This is a genomic window from Sphingobacterium sp. 40-24 (assembly GCF_001899705.1).
Lineage (GTDB): Bacteria > Bacteroidota > Bacteroidia > Sphingobacteriales > Sphingobacteriaceae > Sphingobacterium > Sphingobacterium multivorum.
Genome location: NZ_MKWH01000041.1, coordinates 74,000 through 91,984, shown reverse-complemented (window position 1 = coordinate 91,984; position 17,985 = coordinate 74,000). Strand labels below are relative to the sequence as shown.

Sequence of the window (17,985 nt, the reverse complement as noted above, 5' to 3'; positions counted from 1 at the left end):
TAAGTTTCAATAAACGCAGGAGGCCACTTCCTATGAAGTGGCCTCCTGCGTTATATTGCTGAAATATCCCATTCCCACACACTATGATAGTGCCCTATCGACTCGGTATAGGCAATAAATTCTCGGTAAAACGGATGTGAACCTATTGTAGCACTATCTCCAATAACAACCAATTTCTTCTTAGCTCTAGTCATTGCCACATTCATCCGGCGAACATCAGACAAAAAACCAATCTGCTGTTCAGCGTTACTTCTGGTCAAACTGATATAAATAACATCCTTCTCTTGTCCCTGAAAACTGTCTATTGTCTGTATTTTAATCAAGTCATTAAAAGGTCGCAGCTCGTCTTCCCCTTCCAATACTTCCTTCAGGAAAGTAGCCTGTTTTCGATAAGGTGCAATCACCCCGATGCTCAGGCTTTCATTTAGGGTCGGGGAAGCTTTCCAAGCCCCAATATGGTCGTTTAGATGAGCTTTAATAAAATGAGCTTCGCCCATATTGAAGATTGCGCCGTCACTTTCCGTTTCTTCAAATCCCGCTCCTGCTGTATCAATAAATAACACCGGTTCAGTATCCACTGCTAAGCTCCACTGTGCCACGGTACTATCTGCTCTTAACGAACCATTATATAAGGCTACAGATGGGTAATGCATAATTTGTTCATTCATGCGATACTGCACATCTAGCAAAGAAACTAATTGTGGATTACGGTCTACCAATTTTTCAAATAATGTATGACTCAGGCCATGGTTAGATCCCTTACTCGATTTTACTGTTGGAGGTAATTGATTATGATCACCGGCCAAAATAAGCCGATGTGCCTTTAATATCGGGATCCAGCAAGCAGGCTCTAATGCTTGTGCGGCCTCATCAATAATGACTGTTTCATAGCTACGATTGCGGATAACCTCATGATTTGATCCAACCAAAGTTGCAGTGATTACCTGCGATTTATCCAAAACATCTGCACTGATAAAATCTTGAATTTTATCGACATCTTTTCTGATTCGATGGGCCTCATCAAACAATGCTTTTCTTTGCTCCCGCTCAGCCTTTCCAAAATTACGTTTATATTTTTGAGCCATCTCTGTATACGTCCGCACTTGTTTTTGAAGTGTTTTAATATCCCTATTTGCGGGATGTCGATCAATCTTTGCATCGAGTGTCAATTCTTGAAGATGCTCCGAAACCTTAACAGGATTACCTATTCTTGTTACTGTAATGCCAGCAGCGTCTAAACGTTCGGTTAGCAGATCAACGGCCGTATTGCTCGGGGCAACAACCAATACTTGCTTGTTGTATTGTTTTAGGAGTGCCTGCACGGCCTGAACCAATGTTGTTGTTTTCCCTGTCCCCGGCGGCCCATGCAAAAGAGCCACGGTACTTGCTTCCAATAGCTGTTGGATCGCTTTATTTTGCCCCATATTTAAGCTGGGATGCTCAAAGAATTCTCCAATAGAAGCAATCGGAATGACCTCTTCACCGATTAATCTTCTCACAAAGCTACCTTGCTTTGCATCACGGCTCAATTCCTTTCCTTTCTCCAATGCATTGAACATTTCCCGATAAGAATACTCATCAAATAACAAATCAACACCAAGCTTCCCTCTTCTGCTCCATTCTGGAAGTTCATCGACACGAAATGAAATTCGCATCCCGTCCCTATTGACCGAAGATATGATGCCCTCTATTCGATCTCGGTCGGGATCGTGATTTGAAAACAGACAAACTGGCATACCAAAGCGAAACTTATGTTCGACCTCATAATGATTTGTTCGGTTTAAGTTAACGGACAAATAGTCTCCTCTTCCAAGCTCCGTATCCGTTATCTGAATCGGAAACCAGGTGACACCTTGCATTCTTCGTTCATTCAAACTACTTTTCAACAACAAATTTTCATGTTGTAATTTATCAAATTGCTGCTCTTCTTGTAATAAAGTAATAAGCTCGTCGAAATAATTCATCGTGTCATATATATATTGCTCAGGCACAAAATAACTGTTTTTTCACGTATTTGGACCATTTGGTTTTTAATTTCATCTCATCCTTTTCCAAATTTTGTAAAGCAAATCGATATCCTTCTAAGGAAGCAATGGATCTAGCCGTAAATTCATTTTTTTTTGTTATAATTGAAAAACAGAGCGTTTTCTAATCGAAACATCCATAAATCAACAATTAGATGAGCGAAATATTCTTACACGATAGCGAACAGCAATGGACAGACTTAGGCGAAGGCGTTATGCGAAAGATACTCGTTTTTAATGATGAACTCATGCTCATGAAAGTTCGTTTTAAAAAAGGGGCCATCGGTGCACTTCATCAACACCCCCACACACAGATTTCTTATGTTAGTGCGGGAAAATTCCGATACCATATTGATGGTGTTGATCGCATCCTGACTGCAGGTGATTCTTGTATCATCTATTCACAATTGATCCATGGATGTGAATGTCTTGAGGAAGGTGAACTAATCGATTCCTTCACTCCTTATCGCGAAGACTTTGTTCAGTCGACCTAAAAAATATATTAATACGGTCTTGAAAAAATAATAATCATTTTGTTCTAACGTTAATGCAATAACATTCAAAAATATGATCTCACTTTTTTCACCTCATATTCGAGCAACATTTGCTGGTGTATGCCTGAGCATTGGTTTACTCGGTCTTTCACCATCTCTACAAGCGCAAGAAAAACCTCTTTTAATAGAGAAGATAAATCCGCAACTGTATCTTTACACGACCTTTAATACATTTGAAGGGACCAAATATGCAGCTAATGCCGTATACCTAATTACAAAAAAAGGCGTTATCCTCTTTGATACACCATGGGATTCCACCCAATATCAGCCCTTATTGGACAGTATCAAACAGAGACATAATTTACCCGTCATTGCCGTTTACGCGACACACTGGCACGAAGACCGGGCAGGTGGCTTTGCCTATTACAACCGCATTGGAATTCCAACTTACGCAACAAAAATGACGAACGACCTGCTAAAGGCAAATCACAAAGCCCAAGCCACTCATCTTGTTTCCACCAATAAAACCTACAGCGTTGGCGGACAATCTTTTGTTCTGAACTTTTTTGGTGCCGGACACTCCATGGACAATGTTGTTGTCTGGTTTCCCGAATATAAGATTCTAGACGGTGGTTGTTTTATAAAAAGCTCCGAAGCCCAAGACCTAGGATTTACGGCAGATGGGGATATAAAATCCTGGAAGCCATCCCTAGCGAGGTTATTGGCAAAATATCCCGACATTAATAGGGTTATTCCTGGGCATGATGCCTGGAAAGATAAAGGTCAGATAAAAAGAACCGAAGCTCTGCTTACTGGAGGACTCTAATACATTTTTCATACCCTCCAGTAAGCCAGTAAACTCTCTTGCTTTCAACGAGATAAAAAAAACCTTAAGATACCCAAAATAGAAAAATAGCGTTTTTAACTCGCGCGTATTTGTGTCATCAAAAAAACATCTGGATGACATGCAGTGAAAAAAAAAGAATAAAAATAAAAAAGGGACTTTGTTTATCCAAAAAAGTACTATCTTAGCGACACCAAATAAAGCAGGGGCATTAGCTCATTTGGCTAGAGCGCTTCGCTGGCAGTGAAGAGGTGATCAGTTCGAATCTGATATGCTCCACAAAAAAAGGGTACTTAGAAGTACCCTTTTTTTATTTTTAATTGACCAATTTTGACAACAAATTCTTATTTATAAGAGTTTACTGATTTAGAAATTTTCCAGGTTCCATTTTCTTTAACCAGTGTGATCAAATCTGTTTTAGCAAAACCATCAAATTGCATGGTAACTTTAGCAATGGCGTAATCAGGTAATTCTTCAACGATCTGTGTTGTAGTCCTGCAGTTCATCTTGATTCCTTTTTGTTTTTTCAAAAACTCAATCATCTCAAGACGGCTATGTTTCAAATCTTGTTTACCACAAATTTTTTGGTCAAAATCAGCGGTAAAAAGCTTGTCCAAATTAGCTACTTGACCTTCGGTCATTGCACCGACGTACTCATCGATGGCTAAATCAGCAGTAATTAAATTGCGTTCTTCTGGTTTAACTGAAGCCATTGAGCAAGTAGAGATTGCAATCATTGCCGCTGCTACAAATGTTTTTACTAAAGTTTTCATATCTTTTTCAATTTTATAATGTATTAGTATATTTTCTTATTTTATTGTCGCTTACGCTATAAATTTGTTGCGTACTTTTTTTATTTATTTTCTGATTCAAAGTTAAGACAACTCATATATTGATTTCATTACATTTAGATTAACATTACATTAAAATCGGTAAATGCTATTTTTTTTTAGGTGAATGAAATTTCCAATCAATTCGCTGTATAGCCAAAACGTGACAGAATGAATAAATTATTGGTTTGAATATTGTTATTCTGTCTATTTCCTATTAGATTGCATTCTTTCATGACACACTACAATAGCGTATATTTTTTTTATATTAAATGTTCTATTTTGATGGTTCTATTTGTACTTGGCGACACTGTATATGCACAACGTCCTGTCAATGAAATAGAAACCACCAAACATCTCGCCGATACAAGTAGACAACGGGACCTGATTGATATTGGAAAAGAAATATTAAATATCAAGCCCCCCCAAACAGTCGATAGTACAGGAAAGAAAATCTATTTTTCCTTTTTACCGTTTTCGACAAATGTTCCGGGAGGAGGGCACGCGTTAATTACAAGTACCACAGCAGGATTTTATTTAGGAGATCGTTCCGATACCTATATGTCCAAGATGACATTTACCCCTTACACAAATTTTGGTAAACGATTTGGCCTGCCAATACGTTCTTACATCTGGTTAAAAGAGAATACATGGGTGATCGATGGCGATATCCGACTACTAAAATACCCGCACGAAACTTGGGGAATTGGCAAAGAGCATCATGGCGATCAGCAGATTAATTTAGACTACACCTACTTTCGTTTATACCAACACGCATTAAAAAGAATTCATGGGGGACTTTTTATGGGAATCGGTTATGATTTAGATTATAGAATGAATATTAAGTCTACGAGCAACACCAAGCTCGAAGACTACACGTCCTACCCTTATGGAACAGATTTAAAAGACAATACCATGTCTTCAGGAGTAAGCTTCAATTTAATTTACGATACACGGGCCAATTCGATCAATACTTGGTCGGGTAACTATGCCAATTTACAGTTCCGTATAAATCCGACATTTTTAGGTAGTGATCAGAATTGGAAATCGCTATTTCTTGAAGTTAGACGATACCATAGGCTCACCCAAGACCGAAACCGACAAAATATGATTGCCATAAGGAGTTTCTTCTGGACCGTATTTAATAGTAAAGCACCCTATCTCGATCTTCCTAATTTGGGATGGGATCCATACAATAGTTCGGGAAGAGGCTTTCCAGTTAGCCGTTTTCGTGGCAAATCACTTTATTACTTAGAAACGGAATATCGTCGTGATATCACTCAAAACGGCTTATTTGGATTCGTAGCATTTATGAATTTTACGACATTAAATGGACCAAAGAATTCCATGTTCGAGGACTGGAACGTCGGCACTGGTGCAGGTGCGCGAATTAAGTTTAACAAAAACTCGGGCACCAACATCGGCATCGACTATGGTATCAGTAAGAACCACCGCGGTGTTAGACTCACCTTGGGTGAGGTATTTTAATTACTAACTCAAATGATAGCGCTGATTTTTAAACTCCATTGAAGCATAATACTGATATTTCCTATTATCCAAGGGATAATCCCAACAGCCCATACGGTGGTAGATTTCACCACCAAATCCTGTTTTGAAACGATAAAGACCATATAAAGGATGTGAAGGATCTGCCTGTGGTGATACCCCAAAAAAATCATATTCTGTACAACCTTTTTCTTTCGCAAGCTGCATCGCGCGCCATTGCAAAGCATAGGTCGCCATATAATTACGATTTTCGGAAGCAGAAGCTCCATATAGATAAGTCCCCCGATTTGCCGCAATCACCAAAAACATAGCGGCCAAAGGCTGGTTATCCACTTCAGCCACTAAAAGATAGACATCTGCGGGAGATAATGTATCACTTGCCCTTGCAGAAAGAACGATCTTAAAATAACTGATATCATGTAAGAAAAAGTTGTTTCGTAGAGCTGTCTGCCTATAAAGCTCATACCAAATCTCCAAACTTTCAAGTCCCAGCGAACGCACACGTACTCCTTTTCGCTCTGCTAAATTGATATTATATCTCGTCTTAGATTTCATATTTCCAAGCAACATATCCTCCCCCTTTCTAAGATCCATAAAAATCGTATTTGAAGGGAGTATGTCTGTATTGGCTTTATGAAAGTTCCAGTTTTCTGTATTAAAATTAAAACGCATTTCTTGAATACGTTTCTCCGGCACACCTAGCCAATTACCATGAAGATCATAACAATCATCCTCTTTAGCCCAATGTGATTCCCAGGATAGATCATAGCGTATCATTATACAATTTGGTGGCATATGGGAACGTAAACTCTCCGATAACTGTTCTAAAAAATAGCCCTGGTTTTCATCTGAAGGCTCAATCTCAGGTCCATAAGGTACATAGGCTATGCTATGTTCCTGATCTATGGCTTGCATAATAATTAATAGATCACCGATAAAATAGGTATCGTCTTCGACTCCTACATAGAGGTCAGATTGTTTGGATTTAAAATTAAATGCCTTGGATTGTACCCCCTGCATTTTTTTTACGGCAGACCAATAAGCCGTTTGTTGAATAATACCTGTTTTATAAAGTCCACTGATTTCTTTGTCACTAATGTCTGCTATCATGTTAATTTACTATTGAATAGGGATGTTTTTTAAAGGATAGTCACAAAATAACTCCAATTTTAACACCCAAAAACGGCAAACATAGCCAAAATGTTTGGTTAAGCGGACATGCATTTGTCACTTTGTTGTTAATTTCAAGAAATAGAGAAAAACAGCCCTTTAAAGTAGCTTTTTTACATTATTTAACGCTATAATATCCGTATCTGAATTGTTATTTTGGCCTAAAATTTAAGATATTTGTAGCTCAACAATTCAAACACGATGGACAATAAAGCGATCTCAAAAATTTTCAAATTATGTAGCCAATTGATGGAGCTTCACAACGAAAATCCTTTTCGAACAAAATCCATTGCAAGTGCTTCTTTTAAGTTAGACAAGCTACCTTTCCGTATTGAAGAGGCCAGTCTCGAAGAATTAAGTGCACAACCTGGAATAGGAAAAAGCACGGCTGAAAAAGCCAAAGAGGTCGCAGCCACAGGAACATTTAAAGAGCTTGAGGAGCTTATTGAGAACACACCGTCCGGTATTACTGAAATGTTAACTATTAAGGGCCTTGGCCCTAAAAAGATTCAAATTATCTGGAAAGAACTCGAGATTGAAAGTGTAGGCGAATTACTTTACGCCTGTAATGAAAACCGTCTTGTAGAGGCAAAAGGGTTTGGTCTTAAAACGCAGGAAGACATCAAAAAATCCATTGAGTTTTCTATTTCCAACAAAGGATGGTTTTTATATGCGAAAGCGCTTCCGCTGGCAGAAAAATTTTTCAACGAATTGAAATTGCATTTTCCTTCTTCCCTACTGTCCTATACTGGAGATTTCAGAAGAAAATGCGAGGTTTTGAGTACCGTAGATCTTTTAATATCAGAGAGTATAGATAACGTAGAGAAAGTCCTTGATGGATTTACTTTAGTGGAAAAAACAGAAAATTCCATAGAACTGACCGATGAATTGGGGTTTACTTTCAAAGTATTCAGTAGTAATATCAATGATTTTTATCGCGACCTAATTCTTAGTACAGGATCCACTGCACACCTCGACCTCCTGTTTAATATTCTACCAGATCTCCCTTCACTTTCCAGTGAGGAAGCAATTTACCGCAACTTAGGTTTAGATTATATTGAGCCCGAATTGCGGGAGGGACTGAATGAAATAGCGCAGGCCCAAAATCATACATTGCCAAAACTGATTCAATACAAAGATCTCAGGGGAACACTCCACAATCACTCCACCTATAGTGACGGCGTACATAGCCTCGAGCAAATGGCCGTACATTGTAAAGATGTACTGGGGCTTGAATATTTGGGTATATGCGATCACTCGCGAACTGCAGTCTATGCCAACGGTCTCTCCATTGAGCGATTGGAACAACAATGGAATGAAATTGCTATACTAAATGAAAAACTGGCCCCATTCAAGATTTTCAGGGGAATTGAATCCGATATTCTAGGTGACGGTTCATTAGACTATCCCGATGAGGTATTGGCTAAGTTTGACTTCGTTGTTGCCTCTGTCCACTCCAATCTGAAAATGGACGAAGACAAAGCGACAACAAGACTAATCAAAGCGATCGAAAATCCGTATACAACAATCTTAGGCCATCCAACAGGAAGACTATTATTAAGTAGAGCCGGATATCCGTTAGATTTTAAACGAGTCATCGATGCTTGTGCGGCAAATGGCGTTGTCATTGAGATAAATGCAAATCCTTTACGATTAGATCTGGATTGGAGATGGCACCGTTATGCAGTGGAAAAAGGAGTTTTACTTTCCATCAATCCCGATGCCCATCGTACCGAGGGATTACACGATATGCAATATGGTGTATTGGTGGCGCAAAAGGGTGGTCTGCAAGCAAGTAACTGTTTGAATGCATACGCGCTAGATGCTATAACGAACTATTTTAATAAGAAATAAGAAGGCAAGGGAATGTCGAGTAAAACAAATGCTGTTCGCCTGTTGGACACAGCAAAAATAACGTATGAACTCAGAGCATATGAGGTTGACGAACAGGACGTCAGTGCTGCGCATGTCGCCGAAACCCTAGGTTTGTCGCCCGAGACCCTTTATAAAACCTTGGTATTAAAAGGTAACAAAGATCCATATATTGTCGCCGTAGTTCCCGGAAATGCACAACTCGACCTAAAAAAAATAGCGAAGGCCTCTGGGAATAAAAACTGCGAAATGCTCCCAATGAAAGACCTTTTAATGGTGACCGGCTATATTCGCGGTGGCTGTTCACCTATTGGCATGAAAAAACAGTTCCCAACCTTTATTGAAGAGGCCGCACAATTGGAGACAGCGATTTCGGTAAGCGCGGGAAAAAAGGGGCTTCAGATTATTTTAGCCCCAACAGACCTGGCGACGATCACAGATGCCCATTGGTCGGATCTTATCGACATCTAAATTACCTTTTACGCCCATATAATAAAATGCGCTTGAAAGGATATATCGCTGGAAATTTAGTAAATTGCTTTTTGATGCGTGTTTTAAATTCAGTTACAAATATAGACTTCTTATCTTCCTCCAACTGTTCCATGTAAGGGATCAAAGCAGACCCAGCGATAAAATTGTAAAGCATATCTGCATTAGCAGCAACGAGCGGATATACACGAAGAGAAAGGTTTAATTGATCCAGGCCATTATCAAATAACAATTGCGCATAAGTATCAATATCCAATACCGAAGAAGGTCTATTCCAGCCCCTTAAATAGGATCGATAGGGTTCTTCCGTCGCCAATTCAAATAAAATTTTATTGAGTATGTTTTCGGGCTGATAAGGCATTTGTATCGCCAATTGCCCACCAACATTAAGCTTAGAAATAATTTGAGGAAAAAGAACCTGATGATCTTCCAGCCATTGTAAAGCAGCATTACTGAATATAAGATCCCAGGTTTTTGGCTCTGCAAGGAAGGTCTCGACGGAACTTTGCCTAAATTTCAGACGTTCCGTTTCCAACTGATGGCTTTTGGAAAGCATTTCCGCAGAAGAATCTATCCCAAGAAAGGTCGCTTGAGAGAATTTTTCGCTTAAGATAGCTGTCTGTTCACCTGTACCGCAACCTAAATCGACGGCATGTTCCATTTTATCGGTAGTAATTAGTTCAGATAAATCATAAAATGGTTTAAAACGGACATCTTTAAATTGATTGTATATATCTGGATTCCAAGGCATATATTTATTAATTAACACCCGTATAGGGCAATACTACATTTTCTATTTAAACAAGGTAAGAATTTCTGCGGGTTCAACTTTTCCAAAATATGTCGTCAAATCAATTGATTTCAGTAAGGTATCAATCTCTCCTACTTCATGCTTTTCACCAATCAATAAATTTTCAAGTTCATGAATTGATCGGGATGCAAAAAAATCACCGAAAATTTTAGCCCTTTCAATATAGCCTTTATGTACATCCAAATGCAACTCGATGAATCCTGCAGGGATCTTAATTGCTTTTTTAAAGTTATAATTTGGTGAAAAACCGAAGTTCCAATCCCATGTTTCATACTTCTCTTCAACCAATTTTTCTATATTTTTAATATCCAAAGCGGTAAACTCAATCATTTTGGCTGTCGGATTCTCAAATTTTATTTCTTCAATCAACAATTCCTTAAAATCTCCAGTCGTAAAACCAGCAGGTAGATATTCAATTAAGTTTGTGACACGTGCGCGATTCGATTTTACCGCCTTATCTACAAACTTCAATGGATTGACCTTTAAAGCATCGCTTAATACCTGCATCTGCGAATCAATCAATATCGTACCATGTTGGATCATCTTCCCATTTTTTGCAAGCTTGGCATTTCCACTAAACTTCTTCCCATCTACCAGGAGGTCATTTCTTCCTTCTAATTTTGCAGGGATATCTAATTTGTTCAAAATAGTTACAATCGGCTTTGTAAAGGTTGAAAAATCCATAAAATCATGATCTCCCAATAAGGTATGAAAAGAAAAATTTAAGTTCCCAGCATCATGATAAACGGCACCACCCCCAGACATTCGTCGCACGACCTTAATCTGATGCTCGTTGACATAATCAAGATTGATTTCGGCCAGGGTATTCTGAAATTTACCCACGATAATTGAAGGGTCATTTACATAGAGTAAAAAAATATCCTCTTTAGGAAATTTACCCAATAAATATTCCTCTGAAGCGATGTTAAAATAGGCGTTGTGGGATGGAGAATCGATAATCAGCATATTTTTCTTTTTTCAAAAATAACAAGAATTTAATCCATGTAATTCATTTCAAATTCATAATTACTGAAAATCGCCATTACAATACTCCATCGGATTTCTACAACACAGTCTTCCTAAAGTCAACTCTCATCAACCTCGTTCCCTGAAAGCAACCCTCTCCGCTATTTTTTTTATAATAAGCGCCGAAAAATCCTCTTTTACAATTTCTTCCGTCTGGCATAATGCCCCCGGACTAAATACATTGATTTCCATAATACGATCTCCCACCACATCCAAACCGACAAAATACATTCCGTCTTGAACTAATTTATCTCGGATCTTATCGACCATAACCAATAACTCCGGTGAAATAATGGCTGCTTGGGTCTTTGCGCCTTGATGCACATTGCTCCGAATCTCGTCCCCTTGTTGTACACGATGAACAGCAGCATATTTACCATTGATCGAAATAGGTTCTCCATTTAATAAAAAGAATCTGATATCACCGCGGGAAGCTTCCGGAAGATATTCCTGGCCAATCACATAACCATCCCGGGCAATAGCCTCTACCGTTTGCTTGAGGTTTTGCTGATTATCTTTATTGATTAAAAACACGTTTTTACCGCCGGAGCCCTTCAAGGGTTTTAAAATAATAAGTTTATTCTGTTGTTCAAAAAACTCAATGACATCGGTATAATTTCGGGTTACAATTGTTTTCGGTCGAATAGATTCATCAAATCCCTCAAGATACAACTTATTACTAGCCCGACTAAGGCTATCTGGATCATTGATAACCCATACACCTTTTTCTTTTAGGAGAGCGGCAAATTGTAGGGCCGATGCTGCAGCCCAAGGTCGGTTAACCATATCCAGGACTGGGTCAAATCGTAGCCAGACCACATCCATATCTTCCAAAATCATTCTAGTTTTCTCCGTTGTGCGCAATACCTCCATGAGTTGATTAGCAGAAGTAAGCATCTGATCAGGAAGTACTTTTCGTACATGGGCGGCAATATAGGCTGACTCATAGTAGAAATCGGCCAAGCCAATATAATAAATTTCATGCCCCATTTGATGGGCCTTCAACGCCAAAAGGGTTGTCGTGAAACGAGCAGTTTCTTTATGGGTTTGGTTGATCACGAATGCTATCTTCATATAAAATATCTGATTACTGAATCATTTGAAATATTCCATTACTTTTTTTGAGATGTAACAAGGCATCCTTGTATGGATCCATTAGATACCTTGGGATTAGGGTCGGGGCTTTCAATACCCCCTTTAACATAAGTTCTTCTACGATTGGTATATAATCTTCGCGGATTTTACCCATCGTCAATAGGGATAGATCTCGTCCACTCTTGATATAATTGGTCAATTCGATTAAACCACTCAAGTATAATGCATCTTTGGTAAGCCCGCCACTTCGATAGACCCTCATCGTCATTTGAAAAGCTGTTTCTGGCAAAAATTGATACTTGTCTACCAAGACGGAAAATGTATCAATAAATGAACCGCCTTGCTGCATCTGATGGACAGCGATAACTCGGCCTGCCAGAATACGTAGTCTATTATTTGTCAGGCCCCCTACCAAATATTCAGCAAGTACGGCGAGGCCTTCCTGAAGTTTTTCATAACCGGGAACTCCTAATCGAAAGAGACTGAACGGCTGTTGCTTGCCGTTATAGTACGTAACGATATGTGTACCGACCTCATGTTGAATCAGTGCCTTGACCCTATTCCGCGGCAAACTATACTGCTTACTTATATTGAGTACACCTTGATTGACCATCACACCATAAATATCATCCCGTAGCCTCACTGTGGTGCCAAAGCTTGGATCTTGGTTTTTCAGATAATCGAATTCTTCCTGGGCAAGCTTGGCAAATTCCTCGGCATAGACAATGTCCTCTTCTTTCGTTCTCACTTCTCGATCCGTTGTTGTAATTGTCAAAATTGCTTGTGCCTTTTCTAGTAATTTTTCATTGACAGTACCAAAGACCTGCATGCTGCCCAACAAAAATCCTTCTTTTCCCCGCTCACTCAGCATGGTCATCATCTGATCAAGCTCCTTGCGTTTATCACGAAACAAATAAGCAATGGAAGGATCAAATAAATCTTCGATATGCAAGTTATAGAGGTTTCTCTTGATAATATCTGGATCAATGGGCATGGGTCTATATCGAAAAACAGGGGTTTTTCGGTAATTTCCTTTCTTGAATTGCTGCCAGGCATCATACGAATTTGTTGGCGTAACCAATAATAAAAAATCAAATCGTTGGCTTTCCCGCGCTAATTTCTGATCAATCTCCCAAGCTAAAGGAAGCATCTTTTTAGGCTGGCTTATTTTAAATGCCGTAGGTTTAGATAAGGTATGTATGCGAATGAATTCAAAGAATGTTTTCGACAGACTCCTGGATATGGCCTCACGGAAATGACGCAGATCAATCGGTAAAATTTGCTGATTTATCCCTAAAAGGTATTTCGGTTTTATCTCCAGCCCCATATAAAATATATTGGTGTTCAGGTTATCCAACTGTACGCTCGAAGGAGATAAACTTTGCGTTGCATTTGTTTTGGAATCTGTCAGTATTTCCACGTTGGAAATCGATTCTTCTGTGAGCAGTTGCTTGCCTAGATACTGAGCGATAGCCTGTACATTTTTCCGCGCAATATGAATTTGGATATCTTCCTCCTGTGCCGGATCTGCGGCCCAAGCTTCAATAATCAAACAAGCACCAAACTCTTCGACAAGTTGATTGAGGATTGGAGCGATCCATTCAGAAACATTCATCTGCGGATCTCTTACCCTAAAATAAGCTGGTTCTGATTTAACCAACTCTGCCAGCATAGGGTCTTGACTGAAAAACTGTCTGTATAAAAACAGATAAGGAACAACTTGATTAAAGACCAGTTTGTTTTTTGGGGGAATCTGTACGTGGAAAACCTCCTTATTTTTGATCATTTTTAAAATGCCAGCAAGTTGTTTCGCATTATCTTTCATAGGCAAAATAATTTTCCAGTGTTCCAATGCTGTGCAAGAGAAGTTGCTTATACTCCTGAAGCTTTTGCGGAAATACTTCTCCGGTCCATTCGTCCATGAAGTCTTTCCGAAATTCGATAGAAAAAATACAGCCCTTATCGGCAAACTTATCATTCAAATACGCAGAAAGGAATCCGCCTTTAAATTTCACATTCTCGCGTACGTCGTAAACTTGTCCATCTTTTCCAGTCTTTAGTACTTCCAATACCTGATCAGTCAGCATTCGCCATTTTTCGTGATTATGTTGTGTCCCAATGTTGATTTGAGGATCGGTGGCATTATTCACACTAGTTTGAGGTCCCCCGCGACGCATATTATAACTATGAATATCATACACGATAAAATAGCCATAACGATCAATCGTACGCTGGATCGCTTGGCTTATTTCCTCATACATGCTATCATAGGCAGCATACAGCTGATCTTTTAGTTCATTGGGTAGATCTGTTCGCCATACCTGTATCCCCCAAGATTGCTCAGGCAAAAGATAAATAGCATCTTCTCGTTTTCGATTAAGATCCAATTGAAACCTGGAAGTTCCAGATACAAATCGATTACAAGGTAATTCCGCCAAAATAGCTGTATAAGGATCCTCTTCGCGTAATCGTTCCTCTTCTGCAATATTCATGTAGGGCATCAAATGCGCATCGACCTGATGGCCATCATGAATGGCAAAAGCCCAAAATGGGCTATCGTCATTTTCAAATTGATAGCGATATGTTAAAGACATGTACCTTTTTTTTTTAAACAGTTTGCGTCAAATAGACAGCATGGATTGCTGCCCCTTTTGCTTAGATAAACGCTTATGAGCAATAAAAGGTTTGAAAATTAAATGGATTGTCTTGCAGAATTAGAGGCTCCCCTTCTTGTCCGAAAAGCAGCTGTTAAAAATCGTTAAACAGCCAACGGATTCAGCACATTGGCATCTTTCTTGAATATTGTTCAATAGTTTCATAAATTTAGGTTAATAATTTAGTTAGTTTATAAAAAACCTGTTAGTCCCCGCTAACAGGTTTTTTATTTCCCCTAAAAAGAAAACAAAATAAATAGTAGTACACTTTATTGAAATTCAACAGTAAATAGTCAAAAAATGTTAAAAATTAAAAAAATACACAATCAGCTGAAACATTTTTTGAACTTACTACGTTATATAGGTACTTTTCATAAATTTAGGTTAATAATTGGTTAGGAAAACTCCTGTTGCTCCCCGCTTCAGGAGTTTTTGTTTATCAACACGTTAAGACAAATACAAAACAAAAGAAATCATTGAGAGCATCAGTTTTTGAAAACTGTACAACGAGTTTTTTTAGTCTACGCTGTTTTGATCTCTCAACTAAACTTCAAAAAAATCGAATTTCAGGCAGAAATTTTAATAACAAAAAAATGACAATATGTTCATGCTAAGAAAATAAGTTTTGGCATAGGTATTGCACTGTTTTAAGCATTCATAAATTTAGGTTAATAATTGGTTAGTTAAAAACACTTGAAGTTCCCCGCTTCAAGTGTTTTTTTTTATAGTGTTGCGGCAAAAGCAAATTAGAATTTAGCCTCTTACGGTTAATTCCCGGCTTCTACCAACTGTTTTAATGCAATTTCATATGCTCTCGATGAAATATGAGTCTTTTCAGAAGAAACCGATCTAATTTTCTTTAGTGCTTCAAAAATTACGCTGGAAACATCCGAAAAAATTGCATCATCACTGATTTCGATATTCCGTTGCATTAAATAAGCAAATACTCTCGCCATACCACAATTGGCAATAAAGTCTGGTATAACCGCAACATGCTGATCTGCGAATTCCATCACAGGACCATAAAATATCTCCTGATCTGCAAATGGTACATTGGCACCTGACGCGATCACCTCAAGCCCATGATTTATCAGCTGTTGGATCTGATCTTTTGACACTAAACGGGAGGCCGCAGCAGGCACAAAAATATCTGTTTCCAGACTCCATATTTCTTTCTGTATCTGATCGAAAGAAATCAAATCCGGAGAACAAAGCTCATTGCCTTTGCGTTCTAAAAGCAAACGGGTAATATCTTCCTCTCCAAATCCTTCCGGATTGATAAGTCCGCCGACGCGATCAATTATACCAACTATTTTTACACCAAGTTTAGACAGATAAAATGCCGCTGCGGCAGCAACATTACCCCAACCTTGAATTACCGCTCGCTTCCCAAAGCAATTTTCACCAAAAAGTTGATAATAATGACGAATTGACTCTGACACCCCATAACCCGTGATCATATCTGCCACTTTGTACTTACGCTTCAGATCCGGACTGTAGGAACTATCCTCCAATACTTTGGAGACCCCATAACGCAATTGCCCAATTTGATGAATACGGTTGCTTTCATTCACCTTAAAGTGACCATTCAAAATCCCTTCTTGAGGGTGCCATAGTCCATATTCTTCCGTTAACGGAATGACATCATGAATTTCATCGATATTCAGATCTCCACCGGTTCCATAGTAGTTTTTCAATAGCGGTGTGACAACTTTAAACCAACGTTCCAACACTTCATTTTTCCTTGGGTCGTGTGGATCGAAATCAATTCCAGATTTTGCGCCCCCTATTGCAGGTCCAGATACCGTAAATTTGACCTCCATTGTTTTTGCCAAAGATTCTACCTCATGCCTGTCCAATCCAGCCCGCATTCGGGTACCTCCGCCGGCGGCACCTCCACGTAAGGAATTAATAACAATCCATCCCCTGGCATCAGTTTCACTATCTTTCCATTCGAAAACAATTTCAGGGCTTTTATGCTCAAAAGCGCCCAATAATTCCTTCATCCCTTCCATACTGCTATAAGTTTCCTCGGCGTTCTTGTTCACGTTCAATTGCTTCAAAAAGAGCCTTAAAATTTCCTGCGCCAAAACTTTGTGCCCCCTTACGTTGGATGATTTCATAAAATAAAGTTGGTCTATCCTCTACCGGTTTTGTAAAAATTTGTAGCAAATAACCTTCTTCATCACGATCAACTAGAATGCCCAGTTCTTGGATGATCCGTATCTCTTCATCAATTTTTCCAACTCGCTCGGGCAACATATCGTAGTATGCTTCGGGAGGAGCACCCAAAAATTCTACTCCCCTTGCTTTAAGTTCCCGCACGGTTGCCACAATATCTTTGGTTGCCAGAGCCGCATGTTGTACACCTTCACCCTCATAAAACTCAAGGTATTCTTCTATCTGCGATTTTTTCTTTCCTTCGGCAGGCTCATTGATCGGAAACTTCACAAAGCCATTTCCGTTGCTCATCACTTTACTCATCAAAGCAGAATATTCTGTATTAATCTGCTTGTCATCAAAAGATAAAATATTGACAAAGCCCATTACATCCTGATACCATTTTACGGTTTCATTCATCTTATTCCATCCGACATTACCTACGCAATGATCAACATAAAGCAGTCCGGTTTCCGTTGGATTGTAATCGCTTTCCCATTTTTCATATCCTGGCATAAATGGACCAGAATAATTGCGGCGTTCAACAAACATGTGAACTGTTTCGCCATAGGTATAAATGCCTGCTGTCCAAACTTCTCCATTTTCATCCTTCAGAAGTTGTGGTTCCTGATAGACTTTCGCTCCCCTATTTGTTGTTTCTTCAAATGATTTTCGTGCATCATCGACCCAAAGAGCCAATATTTTGACACCATCACCATGTTTTTTAACATGCGCTGTTATAGGATGGTCAGATTTCAATGCCGTGGTAAGCACTAAACGTATTTTATTTTGTTTTAACACGTAGGATACACGGTCTCGAACACCTGTCTCCGGTCCGGCATAGGCATCCGACTGGAAACCAAAAGCTGTTTTGTAATAATGTGCAGCCTGTTTGGCATTGCCAACATAAAATTCAATATAATCTGTGCCATTAATCGGTAGAAAATCTTGCGCTTGGGCAATCTTTTCTGCAAATGTATTTGCCATAATTTATATAAAGGTTATTCGTT

15 protein-coding genes and 1 tRNA gene are annotated in these 17,985 nt (G+C 39.0%); 6 read left to right on the top strand and 10 right to left on the bottom strand.

Annotated elements, in window-relative coordinates:
* Nucleotides 1-50 precede the first annotated feature (50 nt).
* Nucleotides 51-1,964, bottom strand: coding sequence for an AAA domain-containing protein (locus BGP15_RS17265; protein WP_286770239.1), 1,914 nt, complete (start codon nt 1,962-1,964; stop codon nt 51-53).
* A gap of 215 nt (nt 1,965-2,179) precedes the next feature.
* On the opposite strand from BGP15_RS17265, the gene BGP15_RS17260 reads away from it, so the two are divergent.
* The 3 genes from BGP15_RS17260 to BGP15_RS17250 all read left to right on the top strand — a co-directional run bounded on the left by BGP15_RS17260 (nt 2,180) and on the right by BGP15_RS17250 (nt 3,641).
* Nucleotides 2,180-2,518: a cupin domain-containing protein gene (locus BGP15_RS17260; protein WP_153846185.1), complete on the top strand. Its 339-nt coding sequence runs from the start codon at nt 2,180-2,182 to the stop codon at nt 2,516-2,518.
* Nucleotides 2,519-2,591: 73 nt separating this feature from the next.
* Nucleotides 2,592-3,344 carry a BlaB/IND/MUS family subclass B1 metallo-beta-lactamase gene (gene bla / locus BGP15_RS17255; protein ID WP_286770238.1) on the top strand — a complete coding sequence of 251 codons (753 nt, stop codon included), beginning with the start codon at nt 2,592-2,594 and terminating at the stop codon, nt 3,342-3,344.
* A 223-nt stretch (nt 3,345-3,567) separates the two neighbouring features.
* Nucleotides 3,568-3,641, top strand: a tRNA-Ala gene (locus BGP15_RS17250).
* Nucleotides 3,642-3,706: 65 nt separating this feature from the next.
* Here BGP15_RS17250 and BGP15_RS17245 read toward each other — a convergent pair.
* Nucleotides 3,707-4,135: a nuclear transport factor 2 family protein gene (locus BGP15_RS17245; protein ID WP_286770237.1), complete on the bottom strand. Its 429-nt coding sequence runs from the start codon at nt 4,133-4,135 to the stop codon at nt 3,707-3,709.
* A 342-nt stretch (nt 4,136-4,477) separates the two neighbouring features.
* On the opposite strand from BGP15_RS17245, the gene BGP15_RS17240 reads away from it, so the two are divergent.
* Nucleotides 4,478-5,680 (top strand): BamA/TamA family outer membrane protein, encoded by a 1,203-nt coding sequence (locus BGP15_RS17240; protein WP_286770252.1) that lies wholly within the window; start codon nt 4,478-4,480, stop codon nt 5,678-5,680.
* A gap of 3 nt (nt 5,681-5,683) precedes the next feature.
* On the opposite strand, the gene BGP15_RS17235 is transcribed toward BGP15_RS17240, so the two are convergent.
* The gene (locus BGP15_RS17235; protein ID WP_286770236.1) at nt 5,684-6,808 is read right to left on the bottom strand and encodes a lipid II:glycine glycyltransferase FemX; all 1,125 of its coding nucleotides are present in this window, start codon (nt 6,806-6,808) and stop codon (nt 5,684-5,686) included.
* Nucleotides 6,809-7,069: 261 nt separating this feature from the next.
* Here BGP15_RS17235 and BGP15_RS17230 point away from each other — a divergent pair, with 261 nt between their 5' ends.
* The gene (locus BGP15_RS17230) at nt 7,070-8,722 is read left to right on the top strand and encodes a DNA polymerase/3'-5' exonuclease PolX (RefSeq protein WP_286770235.1); all 1,653 of its coding nucleotides are present in this window, start codon (nt 7,070-7,072) and stop codon (nt 8,720-8,722) included.
* Nucleotides 8,723-8,734: 12 nt separating this feature from the next.
* Complete coding sequence (gene ybaK / locus BGP15_RS17225) at nt 8,735-9,211, top strand: Cys-tRNA(Pro) deacylase (protein ID WP_112374373.1); 477 nt, start codon at nt 8,735-8,737, stop codon at nt 9,209-9,211.
* A gap of 1 nt (nt 9,212) precedes the next feature.
* On the opposite strand, the gene BGP15_RS17220 is transcribed toward ybaK, so the two are convergent.
* From BGP15_RS17220 to hppD, 7 genes are all read right to left on the bottom strand, one after another.
* Entirely contained in the window at nt 9,213-9,980 is a 768-nt protein-coding gene (locus BGP15_RS17220; protein WP_286754304.1) for a methyltransferase domain-containing protein, read from the bottom strand.
* A gap of 42 nt (nt 9,981-10,022) precedes the next feature.
* Nucleotides 10,023-11,006, bottom strand: a complete 984-nt coding sequence (gene lplA, locus BGP15_RS17215; protein WP_286770234.1) for a lipoate--protein ligase — start codon at nt 11,004-11,006, stop codon at nt 10,023-10,025.
* Nucleotides 11,007-11,135: 129 nt separating this feature from the next.
* Entirely contained in the window at nt 11,136-12,140 is a 1,005-nt protein-coding gene (locus tag BGP15_RS17210) for an ATP-grasp domain-containing protein (protein WP_286770233.1), read from the bottom strand.
* Nucleotides 12,141-12,153: 13 nt separating this feature from the next.
* Nucleotides 12,154-13,986 carry a peptidase MATCAP family protein gene (locus tag BGP15_RS17205; RefSeq protein ID WP_053003900.1) on the bottom strand — a complete coding sequence of 611 codons (1,833 nt, stop codon included), beginning with the start codon at nt 13,984-13,986 and terminating at the stop codon, nt 12,154-12,156.
* Entirely contained in the window at nt 13,976-14,755 is a 780-nt protein-coding gene (locus tag BGP15_RS17200; RefSeq protein WP_286770232.1) for an N-formylglutamate amidohydrolase, read from the bottom strand. Before BGP15_RS17200 ends, BGP15_RS17205 begins: the two co-directional genes overlap by 11 nt.
* Before the next feature lie 827 nt (nt 14,756-15,582).
* Nucleotides 15,583-16,938 carry a Glu/Leu/Phe/Val dehydrogenase dimerization domain-containing protein gene (locus tag BGP15_RS17195; RefSeq protein WP_286770231.1) on the bottom strand — a complete coding sequence of 452 codons (1,356 nt, stop codon included), beginning with the start codon at nt 16,936-16,938 and terminating at the stop codon, nt 15,583-15,585.
* Complete coding sequence (gene hppD, locus BGP15_RS17190; RefSeq protein ID WP_070569291.1) at nt 16,835-17,962, bottom strand: 4-hydroxyphenylpyruvate dioxygenase; 1,128 nt, start codon at nt 17,960-17,962, stop codon at nt 16,835-16,837. The genes BGP15_RS17195 and hppD overlap by 104 nt, the downstream gene beginning before the upstream one ends.
* Between the last annotated feature and the right edge of the window lie 23 nt (nt 17,963-17,985).

Bases quoted from the DNA above. Each gene is read 5' to 3' on its own strand.
- BGP15_RS17220 (WP_286754304.1), bottom strand. From the start codon at position 9,980: ATGCCTTGGAATCCAGATATATACAATCAATTTAAAGATGTCCGTTTT.
- hppD (WP_070569291.1), bottom strand. From the start codon at position 17,962: ATGGCAAATACATTTGCAGAAAAGATTGCCCAAGCGCAAGATTTTCTA.
- ybaK (WP_112374373.1), top strand. From the start codon at position 8,735: ATGTCGAGTAAAACAAATGCTGTTCGCCTGTTGGACACAGCAAAAATA.
- BGP15_RS17245 (WP_286770237.1), bottom strand. From the start codon at position 4,135: ATGAAAACTTTAGTAAAAACATTTGTAGCAGCGGCAATGATTGCAATC.
- BGP15_RS17195 (WP_286770231.1), bottom strand. From the start codon at position 16,938: ATGAAATCATCCAACGTAAGGGGGCACAAAGTTTTGGCGCAGGAAATT.
- BGP15_RS17235 (WP_286770236.1), bottom strand. From the start codon at position 6,808: ATGATAGCAGACATTAGTGACAAAGAAATCAGTGGACTTTATAAAACA.
- BGP15_RS17265 (WP_286770239.1), bottom strand. From the start codon at position 1,964: ATGAATTATTTCGACGAGCTTATTACTTTATTACAAGAAGAGCAGCAA.
- BGP15_RS17210 (WP_286770233.1), bottom strand. From the start codon at position 12,140: ATGAAGATAGCATTCGTGATCAACCAAACCCATAAAGAAACTGCTCGT.
- BGP15_RS17230 (WP_286770235.1), top strand. From the start codon at position 7,070: ATGGACAATAAAGCGATCTCAAAAATTTTCAAATTATGTAGCCAATTG.
- BGP15_RS17260 (WP_153846185.1), top strand. From the start codon at position 2,180: ATGAGCGAAATATTCTTACACGATAGCGAACAGCAATGGACAGACTTA.
- BGP15_RS17240 (WP_286770252.1), top strand. From the start codon at position 4,478: ATGGTTCTATTTGTACTTGGCGACACTGTATATGCACAACGTCCTGTC.
- BGP15_RS17200 (WP_286770232.1), bottom strand. From the start codon at position 14,755: ATGTCTTTAACATATCGCTATCAATTTGAAAATGACGATAGCCCATTT.
- lplA (WP_286770234.1), bottom strand. From the start codon at position 11,006: ATGCTGATTATCGATTCTCCATCCCACAACGCCTATTTTAACATCGCT.
- BGP15_RS17205 (WP_053003900.1), bottom strand. From the start codon at position 13,986: ATGAAAGATAATGCGAAACAACTTGCTGGCATTTTAAAAATGATCAAA.
- bla (WP_286770238.1), top strand. From the start codon at position 2,592: ATGATCTCACTTTTTTCACCTCATATTCGAGCAACATTTGCTGGTGTA.